The sequence below is a fragment of the Streptomyces sp. NPDC030893 genome (assembly GCF_055571535.1).
In genome coordinates, this window is sequence record NZ_JBVIFC010000002.1 from 29,483 (window position 1) to 56,140 (window position 26,658).

Annotated in this window: 24 protein-coding genes; 12 read left to right on the top strand and 12 right to left on the bottom strand. The window is 72.5% G+C overall.

The genetic code is table 11. From position 1 onward, the window contains the following. The first annotated feature begins 132 nt into the window (after positions 1–132). Complete coding sequence (locus ACZ434_RS04840; RefSeq protein ID WP_468451879.1) at positions 133–687, top strand: peroxiredoxin; 555 nt, start codon at positions 133–135, stop codon at positions 685–687. Positions 688–693: 6 nt separating this feature from the next. Continuing rightward, entirely contained in the window at positions 694–1,227 is a 534-nt protein-coding gene (locus ACZ434_RS04845) for an alkyl hydroperoxide reductase (protein ID WP_468451881.1), read from the top strand. A 260-nt stretch (positions 1,228–1,487) separates the two neighbouring features. Here ACZ434_RS04845 and ACZ434_RS04850 read toward each other — a convergent pair whose 3' ends face one another. From ACZ434_RS04850 to ACZ434_RS04890, 9 genes are all read right to left on the bottom strand, one after another. Continuing rightward, positions 1,488–2,870: an AI-2E family transporter gene (locus tag ACZ434_RS04850; protein ID WP_468451883.1), complete on the bottom strand. Its 1,383-nt coding sequence runs from the start codon at positions 2,868–2,870 to the stop codon at positions 1,488–1,490. Between the two features lie 142 nt (positions 2,871–3,012). Then, entirely contained in the window at positions 3,013–3,714 is a 702-nt protein-coding gene (locus ACZ434_RS04855; RefSeq protein WP_468451885.1) for an aggregation-promoting factor C-terminal-like domain-containing protein, read from the bottom strand. A gap of 418 nt (positions 3,715–4,132) precedes the next feature. Then, positions 4,133–5,458, bottom strand: a complete 1,326-nt coding sequence (locus ACZ434_RS04860) for a PhoH family protein (protein WP_468451887.1) — start codon at positions 5,456–5,458, stop codon at positions 4,133–4,135. A gap of 329 nt (positions 5,459–5,787) precedes the next feature. After that, positions 5,788–6,561 carry an isoprenyl transferase gene (locus tag ACZ434_RS04865; protein WP_468451889.1) on the bottom strand — a complete coding sequence of 258 codons (774 nt, stop codon included), beginning with the start codon at positions 6,559–6,561 and terminating at the stop codon, positions 5,788–5,790. 176 nt (positions 6,562–6,737) lie between these two features. Continuing rightward, positions 6,738–7,436 (bottom strand): hypothetical protein, encoded by a 699-nt coding sequence (locus ACZ434_RS04870; protein ID WP_468451891.1) that lies wholly within the window; start codon positions 7,434–7,436, stop codon positions 6,738–6,740. A gap of 548 nt (positions 7,437–7,984) precedes the next feature. Then, on the bottom strand, positions 7,985–8,860 hold the full coding sequence (locus ACZ434_RS04875; protein ID WP_468451893.1) for an LLM class flavin-dependent oxidoreductase: 876 nt from the start codon (positions 8,858–8,860) through the stop codon (positions 7,985–7,987). A gap of 16 nt (positions 8,861–8,876) precedes the next feature. After that, positions 8,877–9,377 (bottom strand): hypothetical protein, encoded by a 501-nt coding sequence (locus ACZ434_RS04880; protein ID WP_468451895.1) that lies wholly within the window; start codon positions 9,375–9,377, stop codon positions 8,877–8,879. Continuing rightward, positions 9,374–10,096, bottom strand: coding sequence for a hypothetical protein (locus ACZ434_RS04885; RefSeq protein WP_468451897.1), 723 nt, complete (start codon positions 10,094–10,096; stop codon positions 9,374–9,376). Before ACZ434_RS04885 ends, ACZ434_RS04880 begins: the two co-directional genes overlap by 4 nt. Before the next feature lie 85 nt (positions 10,097–10,181). Then, positions 10,182–12,563, bottom strand: coding sequence for a Tox-REase-5 domain-containing protein (locus ACZ434_RS04890; RefSeq protein ID WP_468451899.1), 2,382 nt, complete (start codon positions 12,561–12,563; stop codon positions 10,182–10,184). A gap of 257 nt (positions 12,564–12,820) precedes the next feature. Here ACZ434_RS04890 and ACZ434_RS04895 point away from each other — a divergent pair, with 257 nt between their 5' ends. Beyond that, entirely contained in the window at positions 12,821–14,353 is a 1,533-nt protein-coding gene (locus ACZ434_RS04895; RefSeq protein WP_468451901.1) for a discoidin domain-containing protein, read from the top strand. A gap of 67 nt (positions 14,354–14,420) precedes the next feature. Beyond that, the gene (locus ACZ434_RS04900) at positions 14,421–14,819 is read left to right on the top strand and encodes a DUF192 domain-containing protein (protein WP_468451903.1); all 399 of its coding nucleotides are present in this window, start codon (positions 14,421–14,423) and stop codon (positions 14,817–14,819) included. Here the strand turns inward: ACZ434_RS04900 and ACZ434_RS04905 are convergent. Next, positions 14,814–15,530, bottom strand: a complete 717-nt coding sequence (locus ACZ434_RS04905; protein WP_468451905.1) for a hypothetical protein — start codon at positions 15,528–15,530, stop codon at positions 14,814–14,816. The two genes, ACZ434_RS04900 and ACZ434_RS04905, sit on opposite strands and share 6 nt — an antisense overlap. Positions 15,531–15,820: 290 nt before the next feature. Here ACZ434_RS04905 and ACZ434_RS04910 point away from each other — a divergent pair, with 290 nt between their 5' ends. The 5 genes from ACZ434_RS04910 to ACZ434_RS04930 all read left to right on the top strand — a co-directional run bounded on the left by ACZ434_RS04910 (position 15,821) and on the right by ACZ434_RS04930 (position 23,913). Next, positions 15,821–18,640 (top strand): TIR domain-containing protein, encoded by a 2,820-nt coding sequence (locus ACZ434_RS04910; protein WP_468451907.1) that lies wholly within the window; start codon positions 15,821–15,823, stop codon positions 18,638–18,640. Positions 18,641–18,685: 45 nt separating this feature from the next. Next, positions 18,686–19,372 carry a hypothetical protein gene (locus tag ACZ434_RS04915; RefSeq protein WP_468451909.1) on the top strand — a complete coding sequence of 229 codons (687 nt, stop codon included), beginning with the start codon at positions 18,686–18,688 and terminating at the stop codon, positions 19,370–19,372. Continuing rightward, positions 19,369–22,251, top strand: coding sequence for a TIR domain-containing protein (locus ACZ434_RS04920; protein WP_468451911.1), 2,883 nt, complete (start codon positions 19,369–19,371; stop codon positions 22,249–22,251). Before ACZ434_RS04915 ends, ACZ434_RS04920 begins: the two co-directional genes overlap by 4 nt. Positions 22,252–22,324: 73 nt before the next feature. Continuing rightward, a complete protein-coding gene (locus ACZ434_RS04925) occupies positions 22,325–22,972 on the top strand; it encodes a hypothetical protein (protein ID WP_468451913.1) in 648 nt (215 codons plus the stop codon). A 32-nt stretch (positions 22,973–23,004) separates the two neighbouring features. Further along, a complete protein-coding gene (locus ACZ434_RS04930; protein WP_468451915.1) occupies positions 23,005–23,913 on the top strand; it encodes an alpha/beta hydrolase fold domain-containing protein in 909 nt (302 codons plus the stop codon). Here the strand turns inward: ACZ434_RS04930 and ACZ434_RS04935 are convergent. Continuing rightward, the gene (locus ACZ434_RS04935) at positions 23,877–24,392 is read right to left on the bottom strand and encodes an ATP-binding protein (protein ID WP_468451917.1); all 516 of its coding nucleotides are present in this window, start codon (positions 24,390–24,392) and stop codon (positions 23,877–23,879) included. The genes ACZ434_RS04930 and ACZ434_RS04935 overlap by 37 nt on opposite strands. A gap of 170 nt (positions 24,393–24,562) precedes the next feature. On the opposite strand from ACZ434_RS04935, the gene ACZ434_RS04940 reads away from it, so the two are divergent. Genes ACZ434_RS04940 through ACZ434_RS04950 form a run of 3 tightly spaced genes read left to right on the top strand, consistent with a single transcriptional unit; the run spans position 24,563 to position 26,037 of the window. Continuing rightward, a complete protein-coding gene (locus tag ACZ434_RS04940; RefSeq protein WP_468451919.1) occupies positions 24,563–25,414 on the top strand; it encodes a helix-turn-helix domain-containing protein in 852 nt (283 codons plus the stop codon). A 10-nt stretch (positions 25,415–25,424) separates the two neighbouring features. After that, on the top strand, positions 25,425–25,616 hold the full coding sequence (locus ACZ434_RS04945) for a hypothetical protein (protein ID WP_468451921.1): 192 nt from the start codon (positions 25,425–25,427) through the stop codon (positions 25,614–25,616). A gap of 7 nt (positions 25,617–25,623) precedes the next feature. After that, entirely contained in the window at positions 25,624–26,037 is a 414-nt protein-coding gene (locus tag ACZ434_RS04950) for a cytidine deaminase family protein (protein ID WP_468451923.1), read from the top strand. Here ACZ434_RS04950 and ACZ434_RS04955 read toward each other — a convergent pair whose 3' ends face one another. Beyond that, complete coding sequence (locus ACZ434_RS04955) at positions 26,038–26,652, bottom strand: OmpA family protein (protein ID WP_468451925.1); 615 nt, start codon at positions 26,650–26,652, stop codon at positions 26,038–26,040. Positions 26,653–26,658: the final 6 nt, after the last annotated feature.

A 26,658-nucleotide genomic window follows, 5' to 3' on the forward strand; every position in this document is an offset into this window, starting at 1 on the left:
GATTGCTTCCTCCGATCAACACGACCGAGTGTAGCTATTTCAGGAATCAATCCCGCCTGTGCCAACATCAACAAGGTCCAACCCATGGGAAATACCCGCGATCCGGGCATTTCCTCGCTGCAAGGAGGGCCTGTGCTCACTGTCGGTGACAAGTTCCCCGAGTTCGAACTGACCGCCTGTGTCTCGCTGGAGAAGGGCAAGGAGTTCGAGACGATCAACCACAAGACCTATGAGGGCAAGTGGAAGATCGTGTTCGCGTGGCCCAAGGACTTCACCTTCGTGTGCCCGACCGAGATCGCCGCGTTCGGCAAGCTGAACGAGGAGTTCGCCGACCGGGACGCCCAGGTCCTCGGCTTCTCCGGTGACTCGGAGTTCGTCCACCACGCCTGGCGCAAGGACCACGACGACCTGCGCGACCTGCCGTTCCCGATGATGGCGGACTCCAAGCACGAACTGATGCGCGACCTCGGCATCGAGGGCGAGGACGGCTTCGCCAAGCGCGCGGTGTTCATCGTGGACCAGAACAACGAGATCCAGTTCGCCATGGTGACCGCCGGGTCCGTCGGCCGGAACCCGAAGGAGGTCCTGCGGGTGCTGGACGCCCTGCAGACCGACGAGCTCTGCCCGTGCAACTGGTCCAAGGGCGACGAGACCCTGGACCCGGTCGCGCTGCTGGCCGGGGAGTGACCTGACATGTCCCTCGACTCCCTGAAGTCCCGTATACCGGACTACGCCAAGGACCTGAAGCTCAACCTGGGCTCGGTCATCGGCAACTCCGACCTGCCGGCCCAGCAGTTGTGGGGCACGGTGCTGTCGACGGCGATCGCCTCGCGCTCGCCGATCGTGCTGCGCGAGCTGGAGCCGGAGGCGAAGGCGAAGCTGTCGCCGGAGGCGTACACGGCCGCGAAGGCCGCTGCCGCGGTGATGGCGATGAACAACGTCTTCTACCGCACGCGTCATCTGCTGTCGGACCACGAGTACGGGAACCTGCGGGCCGGGCTGCGGATGAACGTCATCGGCAACCCGGGGGTCGACAAGGTCGACTTCGAGTTCTGGTCCTTCGCGGTCTCCTCGATCAACGGCTGCGGCATGTGCCTCGACTCGCACGAGCAGGTGCTGCGCAAGGCGGGGGTGGAGCGTGAGGTCATCCAGGAGGCGTTCAAGATCGCCGCGGTGATCCAGGCGGTCGCCGCCACCCTCGACGCGGAGGCAGCGCTCACGGCGTAGCTCCGCGCACGCCGCGCACTCCGCGGGCAGTCGTGCCCCTGGGCGGCACGGGGGGGTGTCACGCACCCCGTTGACGCCGGGCTGCGTGACACCCCCCCGGCCCGCACCGACACCGCTCCCGGCGCCTGCCAGGTGCCGCTGCGCCCACCCGTGCCGCCCCAGCGGCACGACTGCCCGCAGCTGCGGCGGGGGGCGGCTGCTCGCCGATGCGGGGCGGGTGGCCGCGGGGGCGGCAGGCCCGGGCTGCGGGGCGGGGGGCGCTATGGGCCGTCGGGGGGTTCCTCGTGGTTTTCCCGCGCCGGTGCCGCCGCCGGTGCCGGCGCGTCCGGTTCGGACATCGCCGTCGCGCCGCGCGGCCGCGGGGAGCGGATCACCGCCGCCTCGTGGCTGAACGCCCGCAGGTAGCCGACCACCGTGTTGGTCACCGCGACCAGCGGCACCGCCACCACCGCACCCCCGATGCCCGCGATCATGCCGCCGGAGGCGACCGCGAGGACCACCGCGAGCGGATGGACCCGCACCGCCCGGCCCAGGATGAACGGCTGGAGGATGTGCCCCTCGATCTGCTGCACCGCCAGCACCACCACGAGCACCATCACACCCGTGAACACGCCCTGGGTGACGAGCCCGACGACCACCGCCAGCGCGCCCGACACCACCGCGCCCACCAGCGGGATGAACGAGAACAGGAAGATGAAGACGGCGAGCGGCACCGCCATCGGCACGTCGAGGAAGTAGATGCCGAGGCCGATGAAGATCGCGTCGATCAGAGCCACTATCACCGTGCCGCGCACGTACGCCGTCAGCGTCCGCCAGGCCACCGGTCCGGCACCGGCGACACCCGGACGGGCCGCGGCGGGGACCAGCTTGAGCGACCACTCCCAGATCCGCTTGCCGTCGTAGAGCAGGAACAGCGTCGAGAAGACGGCCAGCAGTATGCCGGTGAGCGCCTCGACGACGACCGTCACGCCCTCCAGGCCCGCCGAGGTGATCTGCTCGGTGTTGGCGCCGACCGCCTCCCGCAGGTTCCTGGCGATCTCGTTGATCTGCTTGTCGGTGACGTGGAAGGGGCTGTTGAGCAGCCACTTGCGCAGCCCGTCGATGCCGCCCTGGATCTGGTTGGAGAGGTGGTCGATGTTCTCCATGACCTGCCAGGTCACGAACCACCCGATGAGACCGATGACGACGAACCCGAACAGCGCGGTCAGCGCGGTGGCCGGTCCGCGCGGCACGCCGACCCGCCGCAGCCGCGCCACGGTGGGCTGGAGCAGCGCGGTGATCAGCAGCGAGGCCACGAACGCCAGGACCACCAGCTGTACGGCGCTGATGACCCGCATGAGCACCCAGACGGTGCCGGCCAGCACCAGCAGCCGCCAGCCGGCCTCGGCGGCCACCCGTACTCCCCACGGCACGGCCTGCGCCGGGTCGGGCCGGGCCGGAGCGGCGACCGGGGCGACGGCCGGGGCGGCGGCGTACTCGGCGGGCGGCGGCACCTGATCGGGGCCCGGGCCGCTCGCCTCCGCGGCGGGCTCGTCGTCGGCCCGGTGGTCCCGCGCGACTTCGGCGCGGCGTTCCTCCAGCCGCCTGCTGACCTCGGTCAGTCCGGCTCCGACCCGGCCGAGCCACCCTGGCACTCGCGACATGATCCGTCCTCTTCCCCCGTTTCTCCCCACCACTCCCCCTGGAGTCGTCGGTCAGACGGTACAGGGCGACAGCCCCGCACCGTAGGACGGCGCGGGGCTGTGGCGGGGTTGAGCGGGGCGGGGGCGGAGGCTCCCGGTACTGCTAGTACCAGTGGTTGGCCTGCCAGAAGTTCCAGGCGCCGCACGGGCTGCCGTAGCGGTCGTCCATGTAGCCCAGTCCCCACTTGATCTGGGTGGCGGGGTTCGTCATCCAGTCGGCGCCGGCGGAGGCCATCTTGGAACCCGGGAGCGCCTGGACCAGGCCGTAGGCGTCGGAGGTGGGGTTGTCGGCCCGGTAGTTCCAGCTCGACTCGCGCTGCACGATGTTGCTGAAGCACTGGAACTGGTCCGCGGGCACGATCTGCCGGGCCATCGCCTGCACTTCGGCGATGGTGTACGACGACTGGAGCGGGAAGCTGGAGGCGTCACGCGTGGAACGGCTGGCGGCGGCCTTGGCCTCCGCGCGCTCCTTGGCGTCCTGCTTGGCCTTCTCGGCCTTCTCGGCCGCTTCCTTCTTCGCGACCGCGGTCTCGGCGGCGGCCTTGCGGGCAGCCTCCTCCGCGTCCTTCTTCGCGCTGGCGTCCGCGGCGATGGCCATGGTTTCGGCCTGCTGCGTCAGGGACGCGGTCTGCACCTGGGCCTGCTGGCCCGCGGGGATGTCCGCGAGCAGCGTGGTGCCGGCTGCCGTCGCCTCCACGTCGTTGTTCTGCGCGGTGCTGCCCGAGGCAACACCGACGACGCTTCCGACAGCGGTGACCGCCGTGGCCGAGGCCACTGCGAATCCCCGGACCGAGATCCGGCTCACACGGTTTCCTTCCAGCATCGACCGCTTCGGTGACCCTCGCGGACGCAATCGTGCCCCTGGCACTGGCCTCCCCAACTAGGGTCACGGGAGGCACGGGCCCGGTGGGCAACTCCTGCGGGAGGAGCGCCGCGTGGTGCTCGGGCGGCATACGACGGCGCTATGGAGTTGGAACGGTGTCCTGCTGCGGTGCCGCACCGCTGGGGGTGCCGCTGTGTCGTATGCGGGGCCTGACAGGAGTGAGACTCTGCCGTAACCGGACGGCGCAAGGCAATTCTCCGTTGCGTGTGAAAGCTCACACCTCGTTTGACTCCCGGGATTCCCGGAAACGCCCACACGCGCCGACGCCGCCCGGCTAGGCTCTTGGCCTTTCCGGACGGCGCCAACTACTGGGTAACCGACCCTTGTTGCGCGAGGAGGGTCAGATCGGACCGTCTTCGAGCATTTCGGTCACAAGGGCGGCGATCTGGGACCTCTCGGACCGGGTCAGCGTGACGTGCGCGAACAGCGGATGCCCCTTCAGCTTCTCGACGACGGCGACCACACCGTCGTACCGCCCGACCCGCAGATTGTCCCGCTGGGCGACATCATGGGTCAGAACGACCCGTGAATTGGCCCCGATCCGGGACAGAACGGTCAGCAGCACGTTCCGTTCCAGCGACTGCGCCTCGTCCACGATCACGAACGCGTCGTGCAGCGAGCGGCCCCGGATGTGGGTGAGCGGCAGGACCTCCAGCATGCCGCGCGCGGTGACCTCCTCGATGACCTCCCGGCTGGTGACGGCCGACAGGGTGTCGAAGACCGCCTGCGCCCAGGGGCTCATCTTCTCCGCCTCGGTACCGGGCAGATAGCCGAGCTCCTGCCCGCCCACCGCGTACAGCGGGCGGAAGACCATCACCTTCTGGTGCTGCCGGCGCTCCAGGACCGCCTCGAGGCCCGCGCACAGCGCCAGCGCCGACTTGCCGGTGCCGGCCCGGCCGCCCATGGACACGATCCCGACGTCCGGGTCGAGCAGCAGGTCGAGCGCGATGCGCTGCTCGGCGCTGCGGCCCTTGATGCCGAACACGTCCCGGTCGCCGCGCACCAGCCGGACGTTGCCGTCGGCGGTGACGCGTCCCAGCGCCCTGCCGCGCTCGGACTGGATGGTCAGGCCGGTGTGCACGGGAAGGGAGGACGCCTCGGGCACGTACACGCGCCCTTCCTCGAAGAGGATGTCCACCTGCTCGCCGGGCAGGGTCAGTTCGGACATTCCGGTCCAGCCGGAGGAGTCCGTGATGGCGAGTTCCGCGCGGTACTCCTCGGCGAGGAGTCCGACGGAGGACGCCTTGATCCTGAGCGGGAGGTCCTTCGACACCACGGTGACGTCGAACCCCTCGGCCTGCAGGTTGCGGGCGACCGCGAGGATGCGGGAGTCGTTGTCCCCCAGGCGGTAGCCGCTGGGCAGCACACTGGGGTCCGAGTGGTTGAGCTCGACCCGCACCGTCCCGCCGAGGTCCCCGGTCGGGATGGGGGCGTCGAGACGGCCGTACCGGACCCGGTAGTCGTCCAGCAGGCGGAGTGCCTGCCGGGCGAAGTAGCCGAGTTCGGGGTGGTTCCGCTTGGCCTCCAGTTCCGTCACCACGACGACGGGGAGCACGACCTCGTGCTCGTCGAAGCGGCTCGGAGCGTTGGGATCGGCCAGCAGGACGCTGGTGTCGAGAACATAGGTGCGCCGGTCGGGCTTGTGGCGCTTTGCGCTGGTCACCACGGAAGGACGTACCCCCTCGGATGAGGTCGGGGAGCGACGGAGCGGAGCTGGGCCGGTCGACGGCCCCCATGCGCATCCCCGTGCGCAGCGGGCCGGGAACCGGCCCTCCGCTGCTTCGTCCGTGCCGTGACCGCACGGTCGGGCTGCTGCAAAAGGGCCTCCCGGGCGGACGGCTCCCGTGCCGCCCGCTGAGATCCGACCCCCGTGGTTCGGGCGTCGGCCTGCCTGGCTTATTCCCTCATCCGAGCGCGACCATGCCACGGCATATGACGGCGGGCCGGTGAACAGTGCGTGACCGGCGGTTCCGGGGGGGCGGTGCGGAGAGCGGTTCAGCCGCCGTAGCGCCGGTGGCGGGCGGCGTAGTCGCGCAGTGCCCGCAGGAAGTCGACCTTGCGGAAGGCCGGCCAGAAGACCTCGCAGAAGTAGTACTCGGAATGCGCGGTCTGCCAGAGCATGAACCCGGACAGCCGCTGCTCGCCGCTGGTGCGGATGACGAGGTCCGGGTCGGGCTGGGCGCGGGTGTAGAGGTGACGTCCGATCATGTCGACGTCGACGGCCTCGGCGAGCTCCTCCATCGAGGTGCCCTTCTCGTGGGCGTCGACGAGCATGGACCGTACGGCGTCGGCGATCTCCTGGCGCCCGCCGTACCCGATGGCGACGTTGACCACTATTCCGGTGACCTGCGCCGTGGCCGCCTCGGCCTCCTTGAGGGTGGTCTGCATGCCGGAGGGGAGCAGATCGGGCGTGCCGACGTGGTGGACCCGCCAGCGTCCGTCGGCGGCGAGGCGGCGCACCACGTCCTCGATGATGCCGAGCAGCGGGACGAGTTCTTCCTCGGGCCGGTCGAAGTTGTCGGTCGACAGCAGCCAGAGGGTGACGACCTTGACGTCCGTCTCGCTGCACCAGCCGAGGAACTCCTCGATCTTGTCGGCGCCGGCCCGGTGGCCGTGGACGGTGCTGGAACCCGCGGCCTTCGCCCACCGGCGGTTGCCGTCCATGATGACGCCGATGTGTTCCGGCACCTGAGCGGTGTCCAGGTGGCCTTCCACCCGGCGTGCGTACAGCCCGACCAGCAGGCCGCGCAGCTTGTCGCGCAGGTTCACGTGATCGTCAGCCCCTCCGTACGGATCGGACAGGCACGGCGCCCCGCCGCCTCGTGCGGCAAGCGGCCCGGTCTCGGCCGCGGGCGGTCCCTGTCCTCATGGCGGTCCCCGAGGGCGAAGCGTACCCCTGCCGGGGCGGGGGTCCCCAAAGCCCGGGGTGGTGCGTTTGCCCGCCCCTACGGCGCGTGGGGCGGCATGCCGTTCATGTGCCGCCGCCGGAACCACTGCCCGGACGTCCCCTGGCTGAGCAGGGCGATGACCGCGACGGCGGAGCCGAGCGGCACGATGCCCAGGGCGATGCCCTGGGCGGTCGCACTGAGCGCGAACAGGATCTGCACCGAGGCCAGCACGATGGAGGCGACGCGCACGCCGTTGCCGGCCTTGCGGTACTGGAGCGCCAGGACGCACAGCACCAGAGTCATCAGATACGTACTGAAGAACCGCCCCGCCTCCTCGGGGCCGGCGGTGGCGGCGACCGCGACGGTGAGCAGCACGCCGAACCCGAACGTCGCGAAGATCACGATCTGCGCGGCGCGCACGGGGCCGGGCATGCCCAGGGGCTGGGACGGGTCGTAGGGGTACGGCGGAACGCCGGCCGCCCATCCGTGCGGCTGGACGCCGGGATGGGGGTGGGCGCCGGGATGCGGCTGGACGCCGGGATGGGGGTGGGCGCCGGGCTGCGGGGGCTGCCCGTACGGGCCCTGCTGTCCGTGGGCGGCGTACGGGCCCTGGTGTCCGTAGGCGCCGTACGGGCTCTGCTGGGCGTACGGGCCCTGCTGGCCCTGTCCGCCGCACGCGGCGGGTGGGCCGTAGGCGCCCGGCGGTCCGGGCTGTCCGGGGGGCTGCTGCTGGGGTGCCGGCTGCTCGTTCGACATGCCTGGACTCTAGCCAGGAGGCGTCCGGGGAGGGCGCGGTCGGTGCGCCAAGAAAAAACGGGCCGGTCCGTGGGGGGGGAGACGGACCGGCCCGAGGGGGGGTTTCCACCATAACCCTTCGTGAGGGATGCTGCGCGCATTGGCGGGCCACAACTACTCTCCGAAACCGTCCGGCGACGCCCCGAGGGCCCGGAAAGGGGCCGTTCGCGGGTCCCGCATGGCCGGAACCGGGCCATGTCCTGGGGAAATCCGAGGGTTGAGGGGACCGTGTGCAGGTGGTGACAACGACACGCCGCCGCAGAGACCACCCTTCCGGTCATCCCTCTGACGGGTGACCCCGGCGGCAACGCCCGCTTGACCCGGGGCGGCGTCCGGGGCTCCTGTGGTCCGGGCACCGCGCAGCCCCCTCCACTGCGCGGTACCACCCCGCGCAGCTTTGCTTACGCGAATTACCTTGGTCCGAACTTACGTGAGAGGGCGTCCCGAAGGCCAGCCGCGGCCGATAACGATGCGGACACCGGCACGGCAGGCGCCGGCCGGCCGGCGGGTCACGGCACCAGGGGCCGGACCTCCTCCGCCACGAACCGGACGAAGCCCTCGGGGTCGGGTTCGTCGGCGGTCGGCTGGAGGATCACCGAGTCGGCCCCGGCCTCGGCCAGCCGCCGGACCGCCTCGGCCACGGCCTTCGCGTCCCCGGCCGCCCCGAGGCCCGCTTCCGCCTCGGCCCCTTCCGCGGCCAGCTCGGCCCGCAGTCGCTCGTGTGCGCCGCTTCCGGTGGCGGCGAGCAGGTAGGCGACCACCGTGTGGGAGGTGCCGGTCCGGCCGGCCGCGGCCCGCCCCTCCTCGATCAGCCGGCGCGCCCGCCGCACTCCGTCGGGCGAGGTGGAGGCGGTCAGGATGGTCCCGTCGGCGGCCTCTCCGGTGAGCCGCACGGTACGGGGGCCGGTGGCGCCGGCGAGCACCGCGGCCGGGCCGTGCGGCGGCCAGTCGAGGGCGACACCGTCGAGCCGGACGTACCGCCCCTCGGTCGTCACCCGCTCCCCGCCCAACAGGGCCCGCAGCGCGACCAGGTACTCCCGCAGCAGCGTCACCGGTGACTCGGCCCGCGCCCCGACCTGCCCCATCCAGTCCTGCACCCCGTGTCCGACGCCGAGGATCGCGCGCCCGGGGAACATCCGGTGCAGGCTCGCGACCTCCATCGCGGTGACGGCCACGTTCCGCAGTGGCACGGGGAGCAGCCCGATCCCGACCCGTACGCGCTCGGTCCAGGCGAGCGCGGCGGCCCCGGTCGAGATACCGCCCTCCAGGAAGCAGTCCTCCCACAGCCAGAGCTCCTCGAGTCCGGCCTCGTCCGCGGTGCGCGCGACGGAACGGAGCCGTTCGGGGGCGAGTTGGGGTCGGAAGACCGCGCCGAGTGTCGTCATGGTCCCTTCCTCCCCCTCATACGGACGTGAGCGGCCGGTCGGTCACCAGTGCGGTGAGGATCAGGGGAGCGTCGCCGTCGGACTGGTTGAGGGAGACGGCGACCCAGCGGGGGGCGGGACCGGGCAGCGGCCCCCAGAGGGTCAGGTCGCCGTTGCAGTCCTTGGCGACGAGCGTGCGGAAGGGTTCCCCGTCCGGGCGCCGGAGCAGCGGTTCGCCCATGGTCAGCGTCCGGTGCGGCCCCCAGCGGGCGTCCAGTGCGGTGACCAGTGCGGCCAGGTTGGCCTCGGCCGCCGTCTCCGCGTCGTTCCATTCACGGCCGTACACCCCCGTGAGGGTCTCGCTCTCCCAGAGGGGGAACAGCAGGAACCCCTCGCCCCGGGTCGACACCCACTCCCCCGTGACCGGCTCGCCCTCGTTCGCGGTGGGGCCGGAGTCCGGGAGAGGGGCGGAGAGGGCGGACTCGATGCCGGACAGCGCCCGTTGCCGGTCGAAGGGCTCGCCCGCGCGGGCTGTCACAGGGCGGGCCTGTTCATCGGGCGGGGCAGCGGCTCCAGCGCGCCGGACTCCTTCAGCGCCCTGTACGCCGCGACGACGGCCGCGGTGTCCCCGGGGGAGGCGAGGGTCAGGAGCAGCCCCTCGGTGGGGAGTTCGGTGCGGTCGGCGGTCAGGCCGGCGGGGACGCGGGCGGCCCTGCCCGCGGACAGGTAGCCGATCCAGCCGACCGACGGTGTGCCGATCCTGAAGCCGGCCTCCTTCTTCAGGGCGGCGGTGACGGCCCGGTCGCCGACGTCCCCGTGGTCCGGGTCCCAGGCCTCCGCGACGGCGGTGAGGAGCGCCGCGTCGGGGAGGCCGGCCCCGTCGGGGGAGGTGATGGTGGCGATCAGCGACTGGAGCAGGGAGTCGGGTGTTCCGCCCGCCAGCCCGGCGACCTCGACCTTCCAGCCGGGCGCGGGATCGGCGGCGAGCAGCCGCAGCGAGGTGCCGTTCGCCGCCGCCCAGGGGTCCGCCTCACGGGCCGTGCGCAGCGCGCCGAACAGCGCGGCCCGGTCCGCCCGTACGGTCTCGGCGGGCCCGGACGCCGGGGCCGTACGCCACTGCCCCGCCCCGGGGCCGCCGCCCGCCGCCGCCTCCGGCAGCAGGGCGGCGAACCGCTCCAGCATCGTGCTCCACCGTGCGGCGAGTTCCTCCGCCGACTCCTGCCGGGGCCCCCAGAAGCCCCGCACCACGCGTCGCATGTCCCGTCTCCCGTCCCTCTTCTCTCGCCTCTCACCCACGCCCACTGCCGCGACCACCTTAGGGCGCGGGCCGTCCGGTGCCCCGTCAGTCGAACGCCTCGGGTTTCCTGTCGCCCGCGATCCGGTCGGGAGCGGTGTGGACGACCTCGATGTCCAGGCCGGCGTCCTCGAAGGCGTCCCGGGCCGCGTCGGCGACCTCCTGGTTGGAGAAGTGCCACTCGATGCCCTTGCCGTTCGCCGCGCTCACCTGCCGGCGCGCCTCGGTCAGCAGCCGTTCGGTGCCGGACGGGGTGAGGCTCGTACGGTCGGAGGTCAGGAAGCTGTCGTAGCCGTTCTTGGCCTCCAGGAAGGTCTGCCGGGAGGAGTCCCAGCCGTCGAACTCGACGTCCGGCACGTCGGGGTTCGGGTGCGGCACGACGTACTCGTAGCCGCGCTGGGTGCCGGTGACCTGTTCCTGGTAGCGCAGCCATGACTCGTTGCGCCAGCTGGGGCTGGGGTTGCGGTCGCGGCTCGCCCAGAAGCCGTCGCCGCCGTCCGCGTCGCCGTACTCGCGGCTGTTCAGGTCGTCGGCCCAGGCGGGCGGGTTGTAGTTGCGCGGGTCGTTCTGGTCGCCGTGCGCGGGTTCGGGGTACTGCTTCCTGTTCTCCAGTGCCTCCCGGGCGCGGTCCGGTTCCTCGGCGCGCTTGCGTTCCAGGTAGGCCTGGCGTTCGGCGGCGCGGGCCTCCTCCGCCTGTTCCCTGGCCTCCTCGTCACAGCCGCCCTCCGCCAGGATGACGTACGGGCCGTCCGCCACGGGGCCGGCGGCGAGCACGGTGGTGCCGGTGCCGGGTCCGCCGTCGAGGCCGGGGTGCGGGCTGTCGCCGTACGGGACCTCGCGGGTGGGTGCGGAGAGGGTGCAGCCGCTGCGGCGGGCGGTGTCCTCGGCCTCGTCGGCCGCTTCGTCGGCGCGGCGGGCGGCGTCCTCCAGCGCGTCGAGGTCGCCCGCCTCGGCCGCTCGCCGGGCGTCCTGGGCTGCCTCGGTGGCGTCGTCGACGACCCGGCTGAGCCGGCCGAGGGAGCCGATCTTCTCGGCGATCTTCACTTCGCCGTAGCCGGGGATGAAGAGGGAGCCGACGTTCCAGATGACGGTGGTGACGGCCCGGGTCTCGTTGCCGTTGTCCCACTGTTCCACGACGTCGTCGCCGACGAAGGAGTCGAACAGGACGGTTCCGCCGGTGCCGAGCGAGGCTCCGCCCCAGTCGAGGATCGCGCCGAGGTAGTCGCCGTCGTCCCACATCTCGCGGGCGTCGGCGGTGTCGTCCATCCAGGTGTCGCCGAGGGAACTGCCGTAGTCCATCAGGCCGTTCCAGGTGTCGACGGGGTTGGTCACCACGTCCCAGATGCCGGTGAGGTCACCCCAGACGCCGTCGACGAACAGGCCCGTGCCGACCTGGCCCAGCTGGTCCCCCGCGCAGCCGAAGAACGCACCGACACCGGAGAAGCACCCCTCGTCGCCCCCGCCCCCGTCCGCGTCCTCGTCGTCGGCGGTGGCGGTCGGGTCCTCGTAGGGCGGCTCGTCGATCTCGTCCGCGGCGGCCACGGGGTCCACGACGGAGGGGTCGCCGGGCGGGGTGGCGGCGGAGTCGCCGGAGCCGGGGTCACCGGAGTCCGCGTCTCCTGTCCCGCCGCCGGGGTCACCGGGGTCCGCGTCGCCCGCGTCGCCGCCTGGGTCGCCGGGGTCCGTGTCCCCGGCGCCGTCACCGCCCTGGTCACCGCCCTGGTCGCCGTCCTGGTCGCCGTCCTCCGCCGTGACCTGGCCGTCACCGTCACCGCCGCCGCCCGGCGCGGGGCAGGCCGCCCCGGTGACGCGGCACACCTGGGCCTGGACCTCGGTGAGGATCTGCCCGCCCAGGCCGGTGAGGACGAGGGCGGCGATGATCGCCGCGACGACGGCGATCAGACCGGCGTACTCCACCGCCGTCTGACCGTCCTCGTCCCGGCGCCAGCGGATCATCCGGGCGAGGGAGAAGGGGCGGCGTTCACGCCGGCGGGGTGCGGCGAGGCGGTACCAGTCGCGGCTGTCCGGGCGGGTGAGCAGGAAGAGGACGAGGAGGGGAAGGAGGAGTTGGGCGATCCCGCGGGCCGACCCGTCGGCCAGGTTGGATATCGAGCCGAGGACCAGCCACGCCTGTACGGCGATCAGTCCGAGCCAGACGGCGGCTCCGCCCTGCCAGGTGCGCCGGGCCAGCCACCAGCCGAGCACACCGGGAGCGGCGGCGTAACCCAACTGGGCGAGCAGTTCACCGTCGACCGCGTCGAGCGACGCGGCGGTGAGGAGCAGACCGACGCCACCGAGCACGGTGAACGCGAACAGCGCGTGCACGAGCAGCAGGGCCCGGGACAGCGGCCGGGGCATGCCCTGCCGCCCGCCCCCGCTCCCGCCCACCGGCGCCGGCCGGGCTCCGGCCCCTCCCCCGATCCAGGCCATGCCCGATCCTCCTCAAGTCCCCCGATTCGAGCCGTGTTTGGTTCACGGCACGGCCCGAGGATAGGGAGAGGCGCATGTCAGGGCATGGGCCCGTGGGCCCAAAGCGGCACCCAAACACCCGTCGGGCGGCCGAACGCCCGTCGCCGCGAACGGCGTTGTCGGTGAGGCGCACTAGGGTCCGTGAGCACGGTCGGCGCACACCGTGCCGCGTCGGCTGTCCCTGACCGTTGCGTTGCCGAGGACATGGAGCGACCCCCATGGGTTTCGACGTCACCTACGCGGACTTCTCCGCCACCCCGGACCGGCTGGCCAATGTCGAGGTCGAGCGGCAGCGGGCCCGGTCCGCCGGGTCGCAGCTGGAGCTGGACGCGGGCGGGAGTGTGCGGCTGCGGTTCGAGGTGGCGGACCCGGAGGACGTTCCGCAGGCGACGCTCACCGTCACCGCGCTGGTCTCCAAGCTCGGGGGATCGCTGGGGTACGCCCCGATGGACGTACTGCTGGAGGGCGAGCCGCTGGCCGAGGATCTCGTCGTGCCGGGCGGCGGTGACCTTCCGCAGGACAACGTTTTCGCCGTGCCCGGACACCTGCTCAAGCCGGGCACCAACATCCTGGAGATACGTTCCTCGGCCAAGGCCCGCAGCGCTCTCTGGCTGTACCGGGTCACCCTGGACCCCGTATGGGAGCGTGGCCGCTCGGAGCGGGCACGGACGGCCGACGCCGCCCGTGACTCGGTGTTCTCCTACCGTACGGAACGCCGCCTCGCCCACTCCCCCTCCGCCTCCTGGCAGGCGGCACCGCGACTGCTGTTCCACGTCGACCGGGGCGAGCGGTCCCTGCCGGGGCAGCTCGGCTGGCGTACGGCGGACGGAGCGGAGTCCGCCATCAGCTTCCAGTCGAACATGTCGGACTTCCACGGCTGTCACCGCGCGGCGGACGGTACGGCGTACGAGTACCGGGGCCGTCTCCTCGACCGCCGGCCGTTCACGGAGCAGGAGACGGAGAACCTCTCCGCGTCCACCCTGCACCGCTTCCGCACGGAGGAGGGCTGGGGCGGCGGGTGGCACACCTCCCACGAGCTGCGGCTGCTGGTGGACGACGGCGGCGTGGCGCCCGTCGAGCGGGTGAACTGGCGCGACCAGCGGGGCAATTCCGGAGTCGCGGTGCTGCACGCGGCCGTGACCGACGTCGTGGTGACCGGCGTGAAGGCGAGCGACGAGTACACCGCGCGGCGCGAGGTGGCCGCGAACCTCCTCGACGACCGCCGCACCAAATGGCTGGCCGGCGACGCCACCGCCCGGCTCGACTTCACCCTCGCCGGCCCCGCCGCCGTCGCCTCGTACTCCCTGATGGCGGCGAACGACTTCCCCGACCGCGACCCCCGCGACTGGACGCTGTACGGCTCCGACGACGGCCAGACCTGGAAGCCGCTGGACTCGCGCGCCGGTGAGACCTTCGCCGGGCGTCACGAGACGCGGGAGTTCTTTCTGCGCGCCGTCACTCCTGCCTACCGTCACTTCCGTCTCGACATCACCCGCAACTCCGGCGCGGACTCGACCCAGCTGGCCCGGGTCGCCTTCGCCGGGACTCCCACCGGGCAGGCGTTCACCGGCTACTACCAGCGCTACGACGAAGGCCCCATCGGCTATCGCGGCACCCCGGCCGGCCCCGCCTCCGCCGGCGCCGCTCCGATGGCTCCCCGTCTCGCCTCGGAGCTGGAGACCGCCGTGGCGAGCCTCGCCGGGACGGCACAGGCCCTCGCCGCCCTGGCCTCGCAACTGCGCACGTACTGATGCCAGGCGCCCGGTGGGAGATACCTTCAGCGGGACGTGATGCTCGGGCGGAGGGGGTCGGTCGGTGATGGGGCGCTGGCGGGACGGGCGGGGGGAGCTGACCGTGCGGGGGGACGGTGACGGGGGGCCCGCCGTGCGCGTTCCCCTGGAGATCGCCGCCTCCTACCGGGCCCGTACGAGAGGGCTGTTGGGACGGGACTCCCTCGACGGGGCCCTGCTGCTCTCCCCCGCCAACAGCGTCCACACCTTCCGCATGCGGATGCCCATCGACGTCGCCTACCTCGACCGGCGGCTCCGGGTCCTCACCGTTCGCACCATGCCGCCGGGGCGGCTGGGGCTGCCCCGGCTCCGGGCCCGGCATGTGCTGGAGGCGGAGGCGGGGGCGATGGAGGGGTGGGGGTTGCGGGCGGGGGCGCGGGTGGAGGTGGAGGTGCAGGTGGTGCGGGACGGGGACGGGACGTCATAGCGGGGGTGACGCACTCTGCCCCGGGACGGGGACGGGCGCCGTGGTGCGGGCGTCGCGCCACCCGGACCGGTTCAGATGGCGTTCGGGGTCGCGGATGCCGGCGATCTCCCCCAGCCCGATGACGTACGGCCGCAGGCTCTGCTGGAGTTCCCGCAGGGCCTGCCGGAACTCCGCGTTGTCGGCCCAGGCCGACTCGTCCTCGCCGGGGTGCGCCTCCTCGAAGGCCCGCAGCCGCGGATGCCAGGCGGCAAGGAACGGCGCGAGTTCGAAGTTGAGGATGTCCAGCACCAGTTCGTGGACGGAGTCCCCGTCCGCGGGTGGGGGCGGGGCGTCTCCGGACTCCAGCGGTTCGCGGTACATGTCGAACAGCGTCTTGAGGGAGGTGAGGGCCTCGCGCAGGTTGCCGCTTCCGTCGTCCAGCGGCCTGGTCGCCACGCGGGTCGCGGCCTGGAAGAACATGCGCTGCGCCGCCTGCCGCATGTCCGTGTTGGTCTTGAACGTCATCTCGCTGCCCGGCAGTACGAGCCTGACCTCCGTCAACTGCACGGACCTGCGGTACAGATCGGCCCCGAGGACCAGGAGCAGGCCGAGCACCGCGCCGACCACGACGGAGAGGAGCTGCCCGCCCGTGCGGCTGATGGAGTAGGCGGCGACGCCGACGACCGCGCCCGCCACCGCGGCCAGGGCCGCCCTCGCCACCGTGCGTAACACGGCCCCGGCGTCCCGCCTCCGACGTACCGTCACCCTCGTGTCCTCTCGCCGGCGTTGCCCGTGTACCGCACTGGACTGCACTGCCCTTCCCGCGCCGGCGGGAAACCCGGCCGGTACGGCGACGGCAGCGTACTGAGGAGTGAACTGTTCTCACATCAGCTCCGCCCGATCTCCCTGGCCGCTATGTTTCTTCCTCGCCCCAGGACGGGAACGGACCGTTACGGACAGGTGGCCGAGAGCCACGCGGCACGGACGCACGGGGGAGTGGACGAGCGGATGAGTACCCGTTGATGCTGCCCGCCTTACGGCCCGGCCGTGCGCGGGGCGGAGAGCGCGAGGAGCGGGCGGTCGAGTACGACGCCTTCATCTCGTACAGCCACGCCTGGGACAGGGACGTCGCGCAGGCCCTGCAGCGCGCCCTGCAGGGCTTCGGCCGTCCGTGGTACCGGCCGCGCAGCCTGCGGCTGTTCCGTGACGAGACCAATCTGACGGCGAGTCCGCATCTGTGGCGGGACATCGAGCAGGGGCTGCGCCGGTCCCGGTGGCTGGTGGTGATGGCGAGCCCGTCGGCCGCCGCCTCGCCGTGGGTGCGCCAGGAGATCGGCTGGTGGCTCACCCACCGGTCGGCGGACACCCTGCTCCTCGCGCTGACCGACGGCACCCTGGTCTGGGACCGCGAGCGGGCGTCGTTCGACTGGGCGAGGACCGACGCGCTGCCGCGCGAGGTGCTGGCCACCGCGTTCGCCGAGCAACCCCGCTGGGTCGATCTGCGCTGGCTGCGCGACCCCGAGCAGACCAGGTCGGATCCGCGCCTGCTCGACAGCGTGGCGCAGTTCGTCGCCCCTCTCACGGGCAGGTCGAAGGACGACCTGATCGGCGACCACGTACGCCAGCGCCGGCGGACCCGCCGCTGGTTGCAGGCGACGGTCTCCGTCCTCACCGCGCTGCTCCTGACCGCCGTGGCCGCGGGGATCACCGCCTACGAGCAGCGCGACCGGGCCCGCGCGCAGACCCTGGTCGCGCAGTCCCGGCAGCTCGTCGCCGAGGCGTCGTCCATCAGTGACACCCACCCCGACCTGGCCCGCCAACTGCTGGTGCAGGCCTACCGGTTCGCCCCGACGGCCGAGGCGCTCGGCGCGCTGGTGGAGAGCCGGGCGATGCCCCGGGCCGTCCCCTCCCGCGGCTCCGTCCGCGCGGCCGCGTACAGCGGCCGGGGCGTGCTGGTGGTGGCCGACGCGACCGTCCGGATGTTCGCGCCTTCGCGCATGGACCGGCCGGTGACGCTCGACTCGGGGCAGGAGCGGGTGACGGCCGTCGCGTTCAGCCCGGACGGCACTCTGCTGGCACTCGGTTCGGCCGACGGCCGGGTACGCCTGCTGGAGGCGGGGGACGACGGCCGGTCCCGCCTGCTCGCCACGGTGCCGGCACCGGCGGGCCGGACGGAGATCGTCACCCTGGTCCTCACCTCCTCCGGGCGGCTGGTCGTCATGACCGAGAAGGGCGGTGCCGTCCTCGGCGTCGGGGACCCCGCGCGTCCGAGGACCGTCGCGGAGGTGCCCGAGGCCTCGGTGGCGGCGAGCCCGGACGGCGCTCTGATGGCCACGGCACGCGCGGACGGGCGGCTGCGGCTGTGGGACCTGTCCGGCTCCGGCCGCCCGCGCCCGGTCGCCACGGTCACCGCGCCGCCCGGCGGTATGGAACGCGACCCGCAGCGCGCGGTGTTCAGCCCCGACGGGCAGACCCTCGCCGTGGCGGGCCGGGACAGCCGGGTGCGCCTGTGGGACGTCTCGGACCCGGCCCGTCCGGTCGCCCGGCCCGAGCTCTACGCGCAGAGCCGCGACGGCATCCGTGCCGTGGCCTTCTCCCCCGACGCGACCGCCCTGGCCGCCGGGGACAGCGACGGCACCATCGCCCTGTGGGACGTCTCCGATCCGCTGCGTCCCCGGCCGGGCGCCCGGATGACCGGCCACATGGGGACGGTGAGCGGACTGTCCTTCAGCCCCGACGGGCACACGCTCGCCTCCGTCGGCGAGGAGAGCACGGAGACCGGCGTCGTGCGTCTGTGGGCCGTGTCGGGCACCGAGCGGACCTCCGCGTTCACCGTGCTGCCGACGTCCGGATCCTTCGAGCCGTCCTTCAGCCCGGACGGCCGGCTGCTGGCGGCGGGCGGCGACCCCACCACCGTGTGGCAGGTGGAGGGCCCGGGCACGCCACGCCCGGCGGCCGCCGTGGAGACCGTCCGGGTGACCGGCCAGGCCGCGTCCTTCGGCCCCGACGGGCGGACCCTGTTCTCGGGCCTGCCCGTGAAGGCGTGGGACCTCACCGATCCGGCGCACCCGCGCGACCTCGTCCCGGACACCCGGCGCACCTGGGGTGCGCACAGCGTCGAGGTCAACCCGAAACTCCCGCTTCTCGCCGTGGCCGACCGGTCCGGCGATGCCGTGGAACTGTGGAACGTCGCCGACCGGGAGCGGCCCGAACGGCTCGGCGCCCTCGACGGGGTGGACACCTTCATCCATGCCCTGGCCTTCAGCTCCGACGGGGACCTGCTCGCGGCACCGACCGAGGACGGCGGGTCCGTACGGCTCTGGAAGGTGACCGGAGACGCCCCGCCGACACGGGTGGGCGAGGTCCCGACGGATCGCAGCCCGGCCTCCGCGCTGGCGTTCACCCCCGACCGCCGCACACTGCTGCTGGGCGACGAGAGCGGCACCCTCACCCTCTGGGACGTCTCGCGCCCCACCCGCCCCGTGCGCCAGGGGTTCTCCGCCCGGCACACCGGCAGCATCGGCGGCATCACGGTCCACCCCGGCGGCGAACTCGCGGCCACCACCGGCCGGGACGGCCGCGTCCGCCTGTGGAACGTGGCCGACCCCGCACGCCCCGCCGAGACGGTGTCGCTGAGCAACGGCGGCTTCTACCCCGGCGCCGGCATGGTCTTCAGCCCGGACGGCGGTCTGCTGGCGGTCGGCGGGGACCGCGGCCTGCGGCTGTGGACCGTGGACCCGGCCGCCGTTCTCCCGCGGCTGTGCGCGGAGTCCACCGCGATCAGCCGCGACCAGTGGGCGCAGTACCTCCCGGACCGCCCCTACGACCCGCCCTGCGCCTGACACCCCGCCCGGCGCCCCACGCCCGACCCGTGAATGGAGGAGTTCATGGCTGCACGCTCTCCGCGCGTCGCCGTACTCACCGCGCTGCTCCTGGCGGTGCTGCCCCTGGCGGGCGGCTGCGACAGTCCGAGTCCCGCCCCACCCGTCGGGCAGCCCTCCGGGGACCCGGCCGGCTCGACGTCCCCGAGCCCGTCCACCACCGCGCGGTCGGCGGCCGGCCCGCTGGTGGTCGGGCCCGCACCGGAGGACCTGCGCGAGGTGAACTGGGCGGAGGTCCCCACCCCGGGCGAGTTCTGCGGCGTACCGGAGCTCCTGCGCTTCGGCTCCGGGAACGAGGTCAGGGCCACGTCCACGACGTGGGGGACGGTACGGGTCTTCCGCAGCGAGCGGTTCGCGTACGGGGACACCGACGGCGACGGGCGTGACGAGGCCGCCGTCTACGTCGGCTGTCGTGACACGGTGACCATGAACGCGCAGATCACCTCGGGCTATGTGGTGTACGCGCGGGTGGGCGACGACCTCGCGGTCCTCGGCTCGATCACCCCCCGGCGCAAGGACGGCGCGTATCCCACGCTGCTCACGAGCGCGGAGTTCGCGCCCGGCCGGATCATCGTGCACGAGAAGTGGTTCCGCACCAACGACGCCCACTGCTGCCCCAGCGGTGACGCCACCACCGAGTGGCTGCGCGAAGGCGACCGGCTGGCGCCCGGCACCACCCGCGTCACCTCGTGACGGGCCCTGCGGGGTCCACGGCGCGGACGGACGGCGACCCGCGCTACGACGTGTTCGTCTCCTACAGCCAGCATCTCGACCGCGAGGTCGCGACGGTGTTCCAGCGGGGCATGGAGAACTTCGGGCGCCCCTGGTACCGACCCGTGCACCTGCGGGTGTTCCGGGACATGACGCATCTCAGCGCCAGCCCCGACCTGCGGGGCGACATCGAGGACGCGCTGGCCCGTTCGGGCTGGCTCGTCGTGATGGCCTCTCCCCTGGCCGCCGCGTCCCCCTGGGTCCGCGCCGAGATCGACTGGTGGGTGGCGCACAAGGGCGCCGGGCGCATGCTGCTGGCGTGGACCGACGGGCGGCTGGAGTGGAGTCCGCAGGCGCAGGACTTCGACTGGTCCAGGACGGACGCCCTGCCCCGCGAGCAGATGCGCAGGGCCCTGGCCGCTACGCCCGGGGCGCCCCGGTGGGTGGACCTGAGGTGGCTGCGCGCCCAGATCGACGAGCGCGGCTCCGTTCCCGCGAACGATCCCCGGCTCCTCGCGGACGTGGCGGAGTTCGTCGCACCGATCCAGGGCCGGTCGAAGTCCGAGCTGATCGGGCACCACCTGCGGCTGCGCAAGCGCCGGAACCGGCTGGTCGCGGCGACGTTCGTGACCCTCGGTGCGCTGCTGGCCGCGGCGACGGGGCTGGGCCTGACGGCAGACCGCCAGCGCGACGTGGCGACGGAACGCCAACGAGCCGCCACCTCCCGCCAGTTGGTCGCCGAGGCCACGTCCCTCCAGTACGACCGCCCCGGCCTGGCGCGTCAGCTCCTCGTGCAGGCCTACCGGCTGTCGCACACGGAGCAGGCGGTCGGCGCGCTGCTGGGCAGCGGGAGCATGCCACGGGAGCTGCACACCGACGGCACCGCACGTGCCGTCGCGTTCAGTCCGCGGGGACGGCTGCTGGCCGCCGCTTCCGATGGTGGCGTGGAGCTGTTCGACGCACTGACGGGACGTGTCGTCTCCACCCTCCCGGGGCAGCGGGAGGGCGCGGGGGCGGTCGCCTTCACCGCGGTCGCCTTCACCGCGGACGGCGATCTGCTGGCGGCAGGCGACTCGGCCGGGCGGGTGCGCCTGTGGGACGTGTCGGACGGGCGGCGGCCCGAGCTGCTGGGCTCGGCGCGGCCCGTCAGCAACGTGGACGACTTGTCCTTCGCCGGTACGTCACCCCTGCTGACGGTGGGGAACGGTCTGCGTGTGGTCGTCCTCGACGTCCACGACCCGCGCCGGCCCGAAGTGGCCGACCGCTCCTCCGCATTCGCCTCGGGACTCGGTTTCGGCGCCGACGCGAGCCCGGACGGAACGCTGGTCGCGACGGGCGCGGGAGACGACCGTGTGCGCATCATGCGGCTGTCCCCGGCCGGACGGCTGTCGTCCCTCAGCACCCTCGACACACCCTCCTCCTCGGTGGTGTTCAGTCCCGCCGGTCACCTCCTCGCCACCGCCGGTGAGGACGGGAACGCCGCCCTGTGGGACATCTCGGATCCCCGGAACCCGGTACGGCGTACGGCGCTGAACGGCCAGAACTCGTGGATCACTCCGGTGGCCTTCACCGACGACGGAAGAACACTGGCCGTCGCCGCGGGCGGCGGGGCCGTCCAGTTGTGGGACGTGTCCGACCCGGGTCGTCCCCTCCAGGGCGACCGTCTCGCCGGGCACGCGGGCTCCGTCACCTCCCTCACCTTCGCCCCCGACGGCCGGACCCTCGCGGTCGTGGCCTCGGGCAATGCCGGCGACCCGTCCGGGGAACGCCGGGCCAGGGGCTCCGTACGGGTGTGGAACGTGCACGGCTCCCGCAGTTCGTCGGCCTACGCCTCCCTGCCCTCCGATCATCTGGCCGCCCAGCCCTTCGGCCCCGACGGCCGTCTCCTCGCCACCGGCCGGCCGGGCGCCCTCTACCGGGTGGGCGGGGCAGCGGAACCCCGGCACCTGGCCACGCTCCCGTCCTTCCGCAGCGGCGGCCAGATGTACGCCTTCAGCCCGGACGGACACACCCTCGCGGCCGGACACCCCCTGGGCCTGTGGGACGTGACCGATCCCGCACGGCCGCGCGAGCGGGATCGCTTCACGGAGACCGAGGACCCGGAAGCGGTCGTGTACGGACCGGACGGTACGGTCCTCGCCGCCGCCGAACCGTTCGGTCCCGTGCGCCTGTGGGAAGTCGGCGATCCGGAGCGCCCACGGGACCTCGGCACCCTGTCCGGTACCGGGTCCCCCTCGGGGGTTCCAACGGGAGCCGCGCCCCTCGCCTTCGCCGGAGAACGTGATCTCCTGGCCGTGATCAGCGGGGACCACGAAGCCGTCCAGCTGTGGGACCTCCGCCGCACCGGCCGCCGGTACGACCCCGTACGCACGGACGTCATCCCGGTCCGGTCCGCCGACCGTGTCACCGCCCTGGCCACGAGCCCGGACGGGAACACCCTGTACGTCGGGGACTCGCAGGGCACGCTCACCGTCTGGGACATCACCGACCCGCGCGAGGCCAGGGCCAGGGGCTCCGCCCAGCGGCACTCGGGCGAGGTGACCCACCTCGCGGCGGATCCCGTACGGCCCCTGCTGGCCGGCGCGGACGACCAGGGCGTCGTACGGCTGTGGGACATCGCCGACGCGTCGGCGCCCCGGGAGGTGGCCCTGCTCGCCACCCACCAGCGCCACTCCACGACCGGGGTCGCCTTCAGCCCCGACGGGGGCCTGATCGCCGTGTCCGCGGGCGACAGCACGCAGTTGTGGCGTACGGACATCGACGCCGTCCTGGGGCGGCTGTGCTCCGAGTCGGAGCCGATCACCGAGTCCCAGTGGAAGCAGTACCTCCCCGACCGCCCCTACGACCCCCCGTGCGCGTAGCACGGACCCTCCCTTCCCGCCCGGCCCGCCGTACGCACAGGAGGCCCCCGTGCACCACAGGACGTTGCTCTGCATGACCGCGCTCGTGCTCACCCTCGGCGTGGGGTGCTCGTCCCCCGAACCGGACGCGAAGGTACCCCCCGCCTCCCAGCCCCCGTACACGGAGACGTCCGACCCGCCGTCCTCGACCCCGTCCCCGGCCGCCGACGCGTTGGGCGGTGCTCCCGAGGACCTGCGGCAGATGGACTGGGCGCGCACCGCGGTCCCGGGCGACTACTGTCACGTACCGGGCCTGATCAGCTTCACCTCCGGCGAGGCGACGGTGCGGTCCGAGAGGTGGGGGACCGTCCATGCCGAGCAGTACCCGGATGGCGTGGTCTACGGCGATGTCGTCGGGGACGCCCGGGTCGAGGCCGCCCTGCTCGTGGGGTGCGACACCGGCGGCCAGACCGGCAGCGGCCGACTCGTCTGGGCCTACGTGGTCTTCACCAGCGAGGAACGGCGACTGCGCCTCGTGGGCACGGTCACCCCGCAGAAGTACGAGGGCGGTAATGCCAGCAGCTTCGAGGCCATCGACCTGGCGAACGGACGGGTCACGGCCCGCGAGAACTGGCACCGGTCGGGGGATCCCAGTTGCTGCCCGTCGGGCGCGGCCGTGACTGTCTGGGAGGTGGGCGACGACGGCACCCTGAAGGCGGGCGCGCCACGCGTCACGAAGTGAGACCTGTGTCCCCATCCCACCTTGGAGAATCCGTGAGTCTGGCCATGCGCGTGGTCGCGCTGTACGCACGGCTGAGGATGAAGCCGCGTTCGTCGAGTGTCTCCCGGGCCCGACGGCGGCTGGCCGCACCGAAGGGGTCCGCGCAGCCGCCGGCCGCGTTGCACCGGCGTCATGACGTCTCCGCCCGGCAGGTGGGCGGGTTCGTGTGCCGGACGGTGGCCCCGCGCGGACGGGAGGCGTCCCGTGCCGTCGTCTACCTGCACGGCGGGGCGTACGTCAGCGAGATCGCCAAGCAGCACTGGACGCTGATCGGCGCGCTCGCCGACGCGGGCGTACGCGTCGAGGTCCCGCTGTACGGCCTCGCGCCCCAGCACACGTACCGCGAGGCGTATCCCCTGGTCACGGAGGTCTACCGGGAGTTGCTGAGCTCCACGCCCGCGTCCGAGATCACCCTTGCCGGTGACTCCGCCGGTGCCGGTCTCGCCCTGGGCTTCGCCCAGACCCTGCCTGCGGTCGGGCTTCCGCAGCCACGCCGACTGGTACTGATCGCCCCCTGGCTCGACCTCACCCTCGGCAACCCGGAGATACCGGCCGTCGCACGCCGCGATCCCTGGCTGTCCCCGGTCGGGCTGGCCGAGTTGGGCCGGGTCTGGGCGGACGGCGACGACCCGACCGACCCCCGGCTGAGCCCGATCAACGGTCCCCTCGCGGGCCTGGCCCCGGTCGACGTGTACGTCGGCACCCGCGACCTGTGCCTTCCCGACGTACGGGAGTTGGGACGCCGCGCGCTCGCCGAAGGGGCCGGGGTCGGCGTGACCGTCTGCGAGGGCGCGGTGCACGTGTATCCGCTCACGCCCACCCCCGAAGGCCGCGCGGCGGCCACCCGGATCGTCGAGGAGATCGCTCACCGAGGGCCTGGGCCTGCGGCCGATGCGGTGTAACCGCGCGCGCCCTCCCTCGGCAGGACGGCCCACATCCGCGTCCCACCACCCGGCTCCCGCGCGTCACCGAACCCCCAGTCACCACCGCAGGCCTTCACCACGCAGGCCAGCACCCTGAGCGCGGCCCGCCGTCGACCGTCGCAGGCCGTGGCCAGGCGAGGGTGCGTGTGGCGGGGGTGGGCGTCGTAGAGGATCACGCGCAGGGAGTCGTCGCGGTAGCGGAGGGACACGTACACCTCGGTGGCGGGTGCCAAGCGGTAGGCGCAGGCCGCCAGTTCACCGACGGTCTGTACCGCCGCGTCCGTCACGTCGTCGAGTCCGTGCACCCTCAGGATCATCCGGGTCGCGGCACGGGCGATCGCGGGGCTGTGCGGGGCCGCGGGGAGGGTGAAGCTGTAGGAGAGGGTGCCGGGCGCGGGCGGGGCCGGCGGGAGGTCGGCGGGCGCGGAGACGTGACAGAGGTTCGCGAGTACGGGCATGACAACTCCCTTGCGTGGGCGGTGGCTTGCGGCTCCGTTGAGCCGTCGCCGACGCTAGACTGAAGCTGTGGCACTTTGCCACCTAGCCATCGATATTTCCACCCTTATGGGTGGACCGATGGCGTGGGCGAGGGGCAGACTGACACCGCGACAACTGGAGGTACCCACCCATGCCGCCGAGGGCAACGCCCACTGAACGCCAGAAGCGACTGGGCGCGGAGCTGCGCAAGATGCGGCTCGCAGCGCAGGTGTCCACGGAGTACGCAGCCGGCCTGCTCGGCATAGACCGCACGAAGATCTCCAACATCGAAGCCGGGATCCGGACCATCACGCCGGAACGCCTCCGCACCCTCGCCTGCAACTACGAGTGCCGCGACGAGGCGTACATCAGCGCGCTCGTGAACATGGCAGGCGACCGCACCCGGGGATGGTGGGAGGCCTATCGCGGGCAGCTCCCCGCCGGGCTGCTGGACATCGCGGAGATGGAGTGGAACGCACGCAAGGTGCGCGCCGGTCTGGCCATGCACGTCCCCGGCCTGCTGCAGACCGATGCGTATGCCCGCGCGTTGTTCAACGCCTCCCTGCCGGTACTCTCACCGGCTGAGGTCGAGCTACGCGTGGCGCACCGCATGCAGCGCCAGCAGGCGTTGCACCGTGAGAACCCGATCACCTACATGGGGTACGTCCATGAGGCCGCTCTACGGGTCGAGTTCGGCGGCGCAAAGATCATGCGGGCGCAGCTGGAACGGCTCTGCGAACTGTCCGATCACCAGAACATCGACGTGAGGGTCATCCCGTTCAAAGCGGGCGCCTTCCCCGGCGCCGGACAGGCCCTGACGTACGCGGAGGCAGCCGTACCGCAACTGGACACAGCAGAGCTGGATTCCGCCCACGGCCCCGAATTCCTCCACGGGACTTCACAGCTGGACAAGTACCGCGCACACCTGGACTGGATGGAGAGCGCGTCACTCTCATCGACCGAATCGCGGGACTATATGCACAGCCTGGCCACCGACCTCTGAGGAGCCTTTGATGACGGACATCACGTGGGAAGAGCCCTTCTGCGCCGAGGGAGCCAACTGCTTCCGCATAGGCACGGACAGGGCGGGCAACGCCTACATCGCCCTCGCCGGCCAGGAAGACACCCCCCTCACCGACAGCAGAGAGGCCCTGCGCACCATGATCCTGGAGATCAAGGCAGGCAAGGCCGACCACCTGCTCTGAGAGAACGATGACCTCGCACAGCCAGCCCGTCGACGACGAACTCGTCCAAGCCGCGGCCCACGTCGCCCGCACGCGCTGCCGGGGCGACAACCACACCATGGCAGCCGCGGCGCGGGTCCGGGACGGTCGGATCATCACCGCAGTGAACGCCTACCACTTCACGGGAGGCCCCTGTGCCGAACTGGTCCTCATCGGCGCGGCAGCCGCCCAGGGCGCCTACGAGCTGGAGACCATCGTGGCCGTGGGCGACCGCGACCGCGGGGTGGTTCCGCCATGCGGTCGGTGCCGTCAGGTCCTTCTCGACTACTTCCCGGCGGTGAAAGTCATCGTCGGCAACGGCGACGACCTCCGGACCGTGCCCATCACCGACCTGCTGCCCGCGAGCTACGTCTGGGCCGATCACCAGCTCGGCGCCGAGTGATCAGCTCTCCGTGCGCGGGAAGGAGATCTCCACCCTCCGGTTCTTCTTGCGGCCGGCCTCCGTGGAGTTGTCGGCGATCGGGTACTGCTCGCCGTAGCCACGGACCTCGTACGTGACGTTGGAGTCGCTCAACTCCTGCACCAGCACTCCGTGTACGGCGTTGGCGCGCTGACGGGACAGGACGTCGCCGTGGGCGGACGAGCCGAGGTTGTCCGTGAAGCCGAAGACGCGGATCCTCGTCGCGTTCTGCGTCTTGATCTCCTCCGCGATGGCGGCGATACGGGACTTCGCCTCCCCGCCGAGCTTGGCACTGTCCTTGCCGAACAGCACCTCGGCCTGCAGGGCGAACTTGACGTCGGAGTTGGTGTCCTCGCGGCGTTCGTCGCCGCTTTGGTCTTCGACGACCTGTTTGATGTCGAGGACCTTCGGCTCCGCGAGGGTGGCGCCGTCCGGGAGCTTGAGGTCGGGGTCGTTGGGGTCGAGCTCGACGGGGGCCGAAGCGGTGGCTTCGGTGCCGGGAGGCACGCTGGGGCCGTCGTCGGCGTGGGCCACTCCGGGGCTGACAGCCAGGAGGGCGGCTACGGTTCCGATGAGCAGCAGGCGGTTGTGAGTCATGCTCTG

Excerpts from the sequence above, each read along its gene's own strand:
- ACZ434_RS04845 (WP_468451881.1), top strand. The coding sequence starts at position 694 with ATGTCCCTCGACTCCCTGAAGTCCCGTATACCGGACTACGCCAAGGAC.
- ACZ434_RS04850 (WP_468451883.1), bottom strand. The coding sequence starts at position 2,870 with ATGTCGCGAGTGCCAGGGTGGCTCGGCCGGGTCGGAGCCGGACTGACC.
- ACZ434_RS04870 (WP_468451891.1), bottom strand. The coding sequence starts at position 7,436 with ATGTCGAACGAGCAGCCGGCACCCCAGCAGCAGCCCCCCGGACAGCCC.
- ACZ434_RS04875 (WP_468451893.1), bottom strand. The coding sequence starts at position 8,860 with ATGACGACACTCGGCGCGGTCTTCCGACCCCAACTCGCCCCCGAACGG.
- ACZ434_RS04885 (WP_468451897.1), bottom strand. The coding sequence starts at position 10,096 with ATGCGACGCGTGGTGCGGGGCTTCTGGGGGCCCCGGCAGGAGTCGGCG.
- ACZ434_RS04890 (WP_468451899.1), bottom strand. The coding sequence starts at position 12,563 with ATGGCCTGGATCGGGGGAGGGGCCGGAGCCCGGCCGGCGCCGGTGGGC.
- ACZ434_RS04895 (WP_468451901.1), top strand. The coding sequence starts at position 12,821 with ATGGGTTTCGACGTCACCTACGCGGACTTCTCCGCCACCCCGGACCGG.
- ACZ434_RS04900 (WP_468451903.1), top strand. The coding sequence starts at position 14,421 with ATGGGGCGCTGGCGGGACGGGCGGGGGGAGCTGACCGTGCGGGGGGAC.
- ACZ434_RS04910 (WP_468451907.1), top strand. The coding sequence starts at position 15,821 with ATGCTGCCCGCCTTACGGCCCGGCCGTGCGCGGGGCGGAGAGCGCGAG.
- ACZ434_RS04915 (WP_468451909.1), top strand. The coding sequence starts at position 18,686 with ATGGCTGCACGCTCTCCGCGCGTCGCCGTACTCACCGCGCTGCTCCTG.
- ACZ434_RS04925 (WP_468451913.1), top strand. The coding sequence starts at position 22,325 with ATGACCGCGCTCGTGCTCACCCTCGGCGTGGGGTGCTCGTCCCCCGAA.
- ACZ434_RS04935 (WP_468451917.1), bottom strand. The coding sequence starts at position 24,392 with ATGCCCGTACTCGCGAACCTCTGTCACGTCTCCGCGCCCGCCGACCTC.
- ACZ434_RS04940 (WP_468451919.1), top strand. The coding sequence starts at position 24,563 with ATGCCGCCGAGGGCAACGCCCACTGAACGCCAGAAGCGACTGGGCGCG.
- ACZ434_RS04945 (WP_468451921.1), top strand. The coding sequence starts at position 25,425 with ATGACGGACATCACGTGGGAAGAGCCCTTCTGCGCCGAGGGAGCCAAC.
- ACZ434_RS04950 (WP_468451923.1), top strand. The coding sequence starts at position 25,624 with ATGACCTCGCACAGCCAGCCCGTCGACGACGAACTCGTCCAAGCCGCG.
- ACZ434_RS04955 (WP_468451925.1), bottom strand. The coding sequence starts at position 26,652 with ATGACTCACAACCGCCTGCTGCTCATCGGAACCGTAGCCGCCCTCCTG.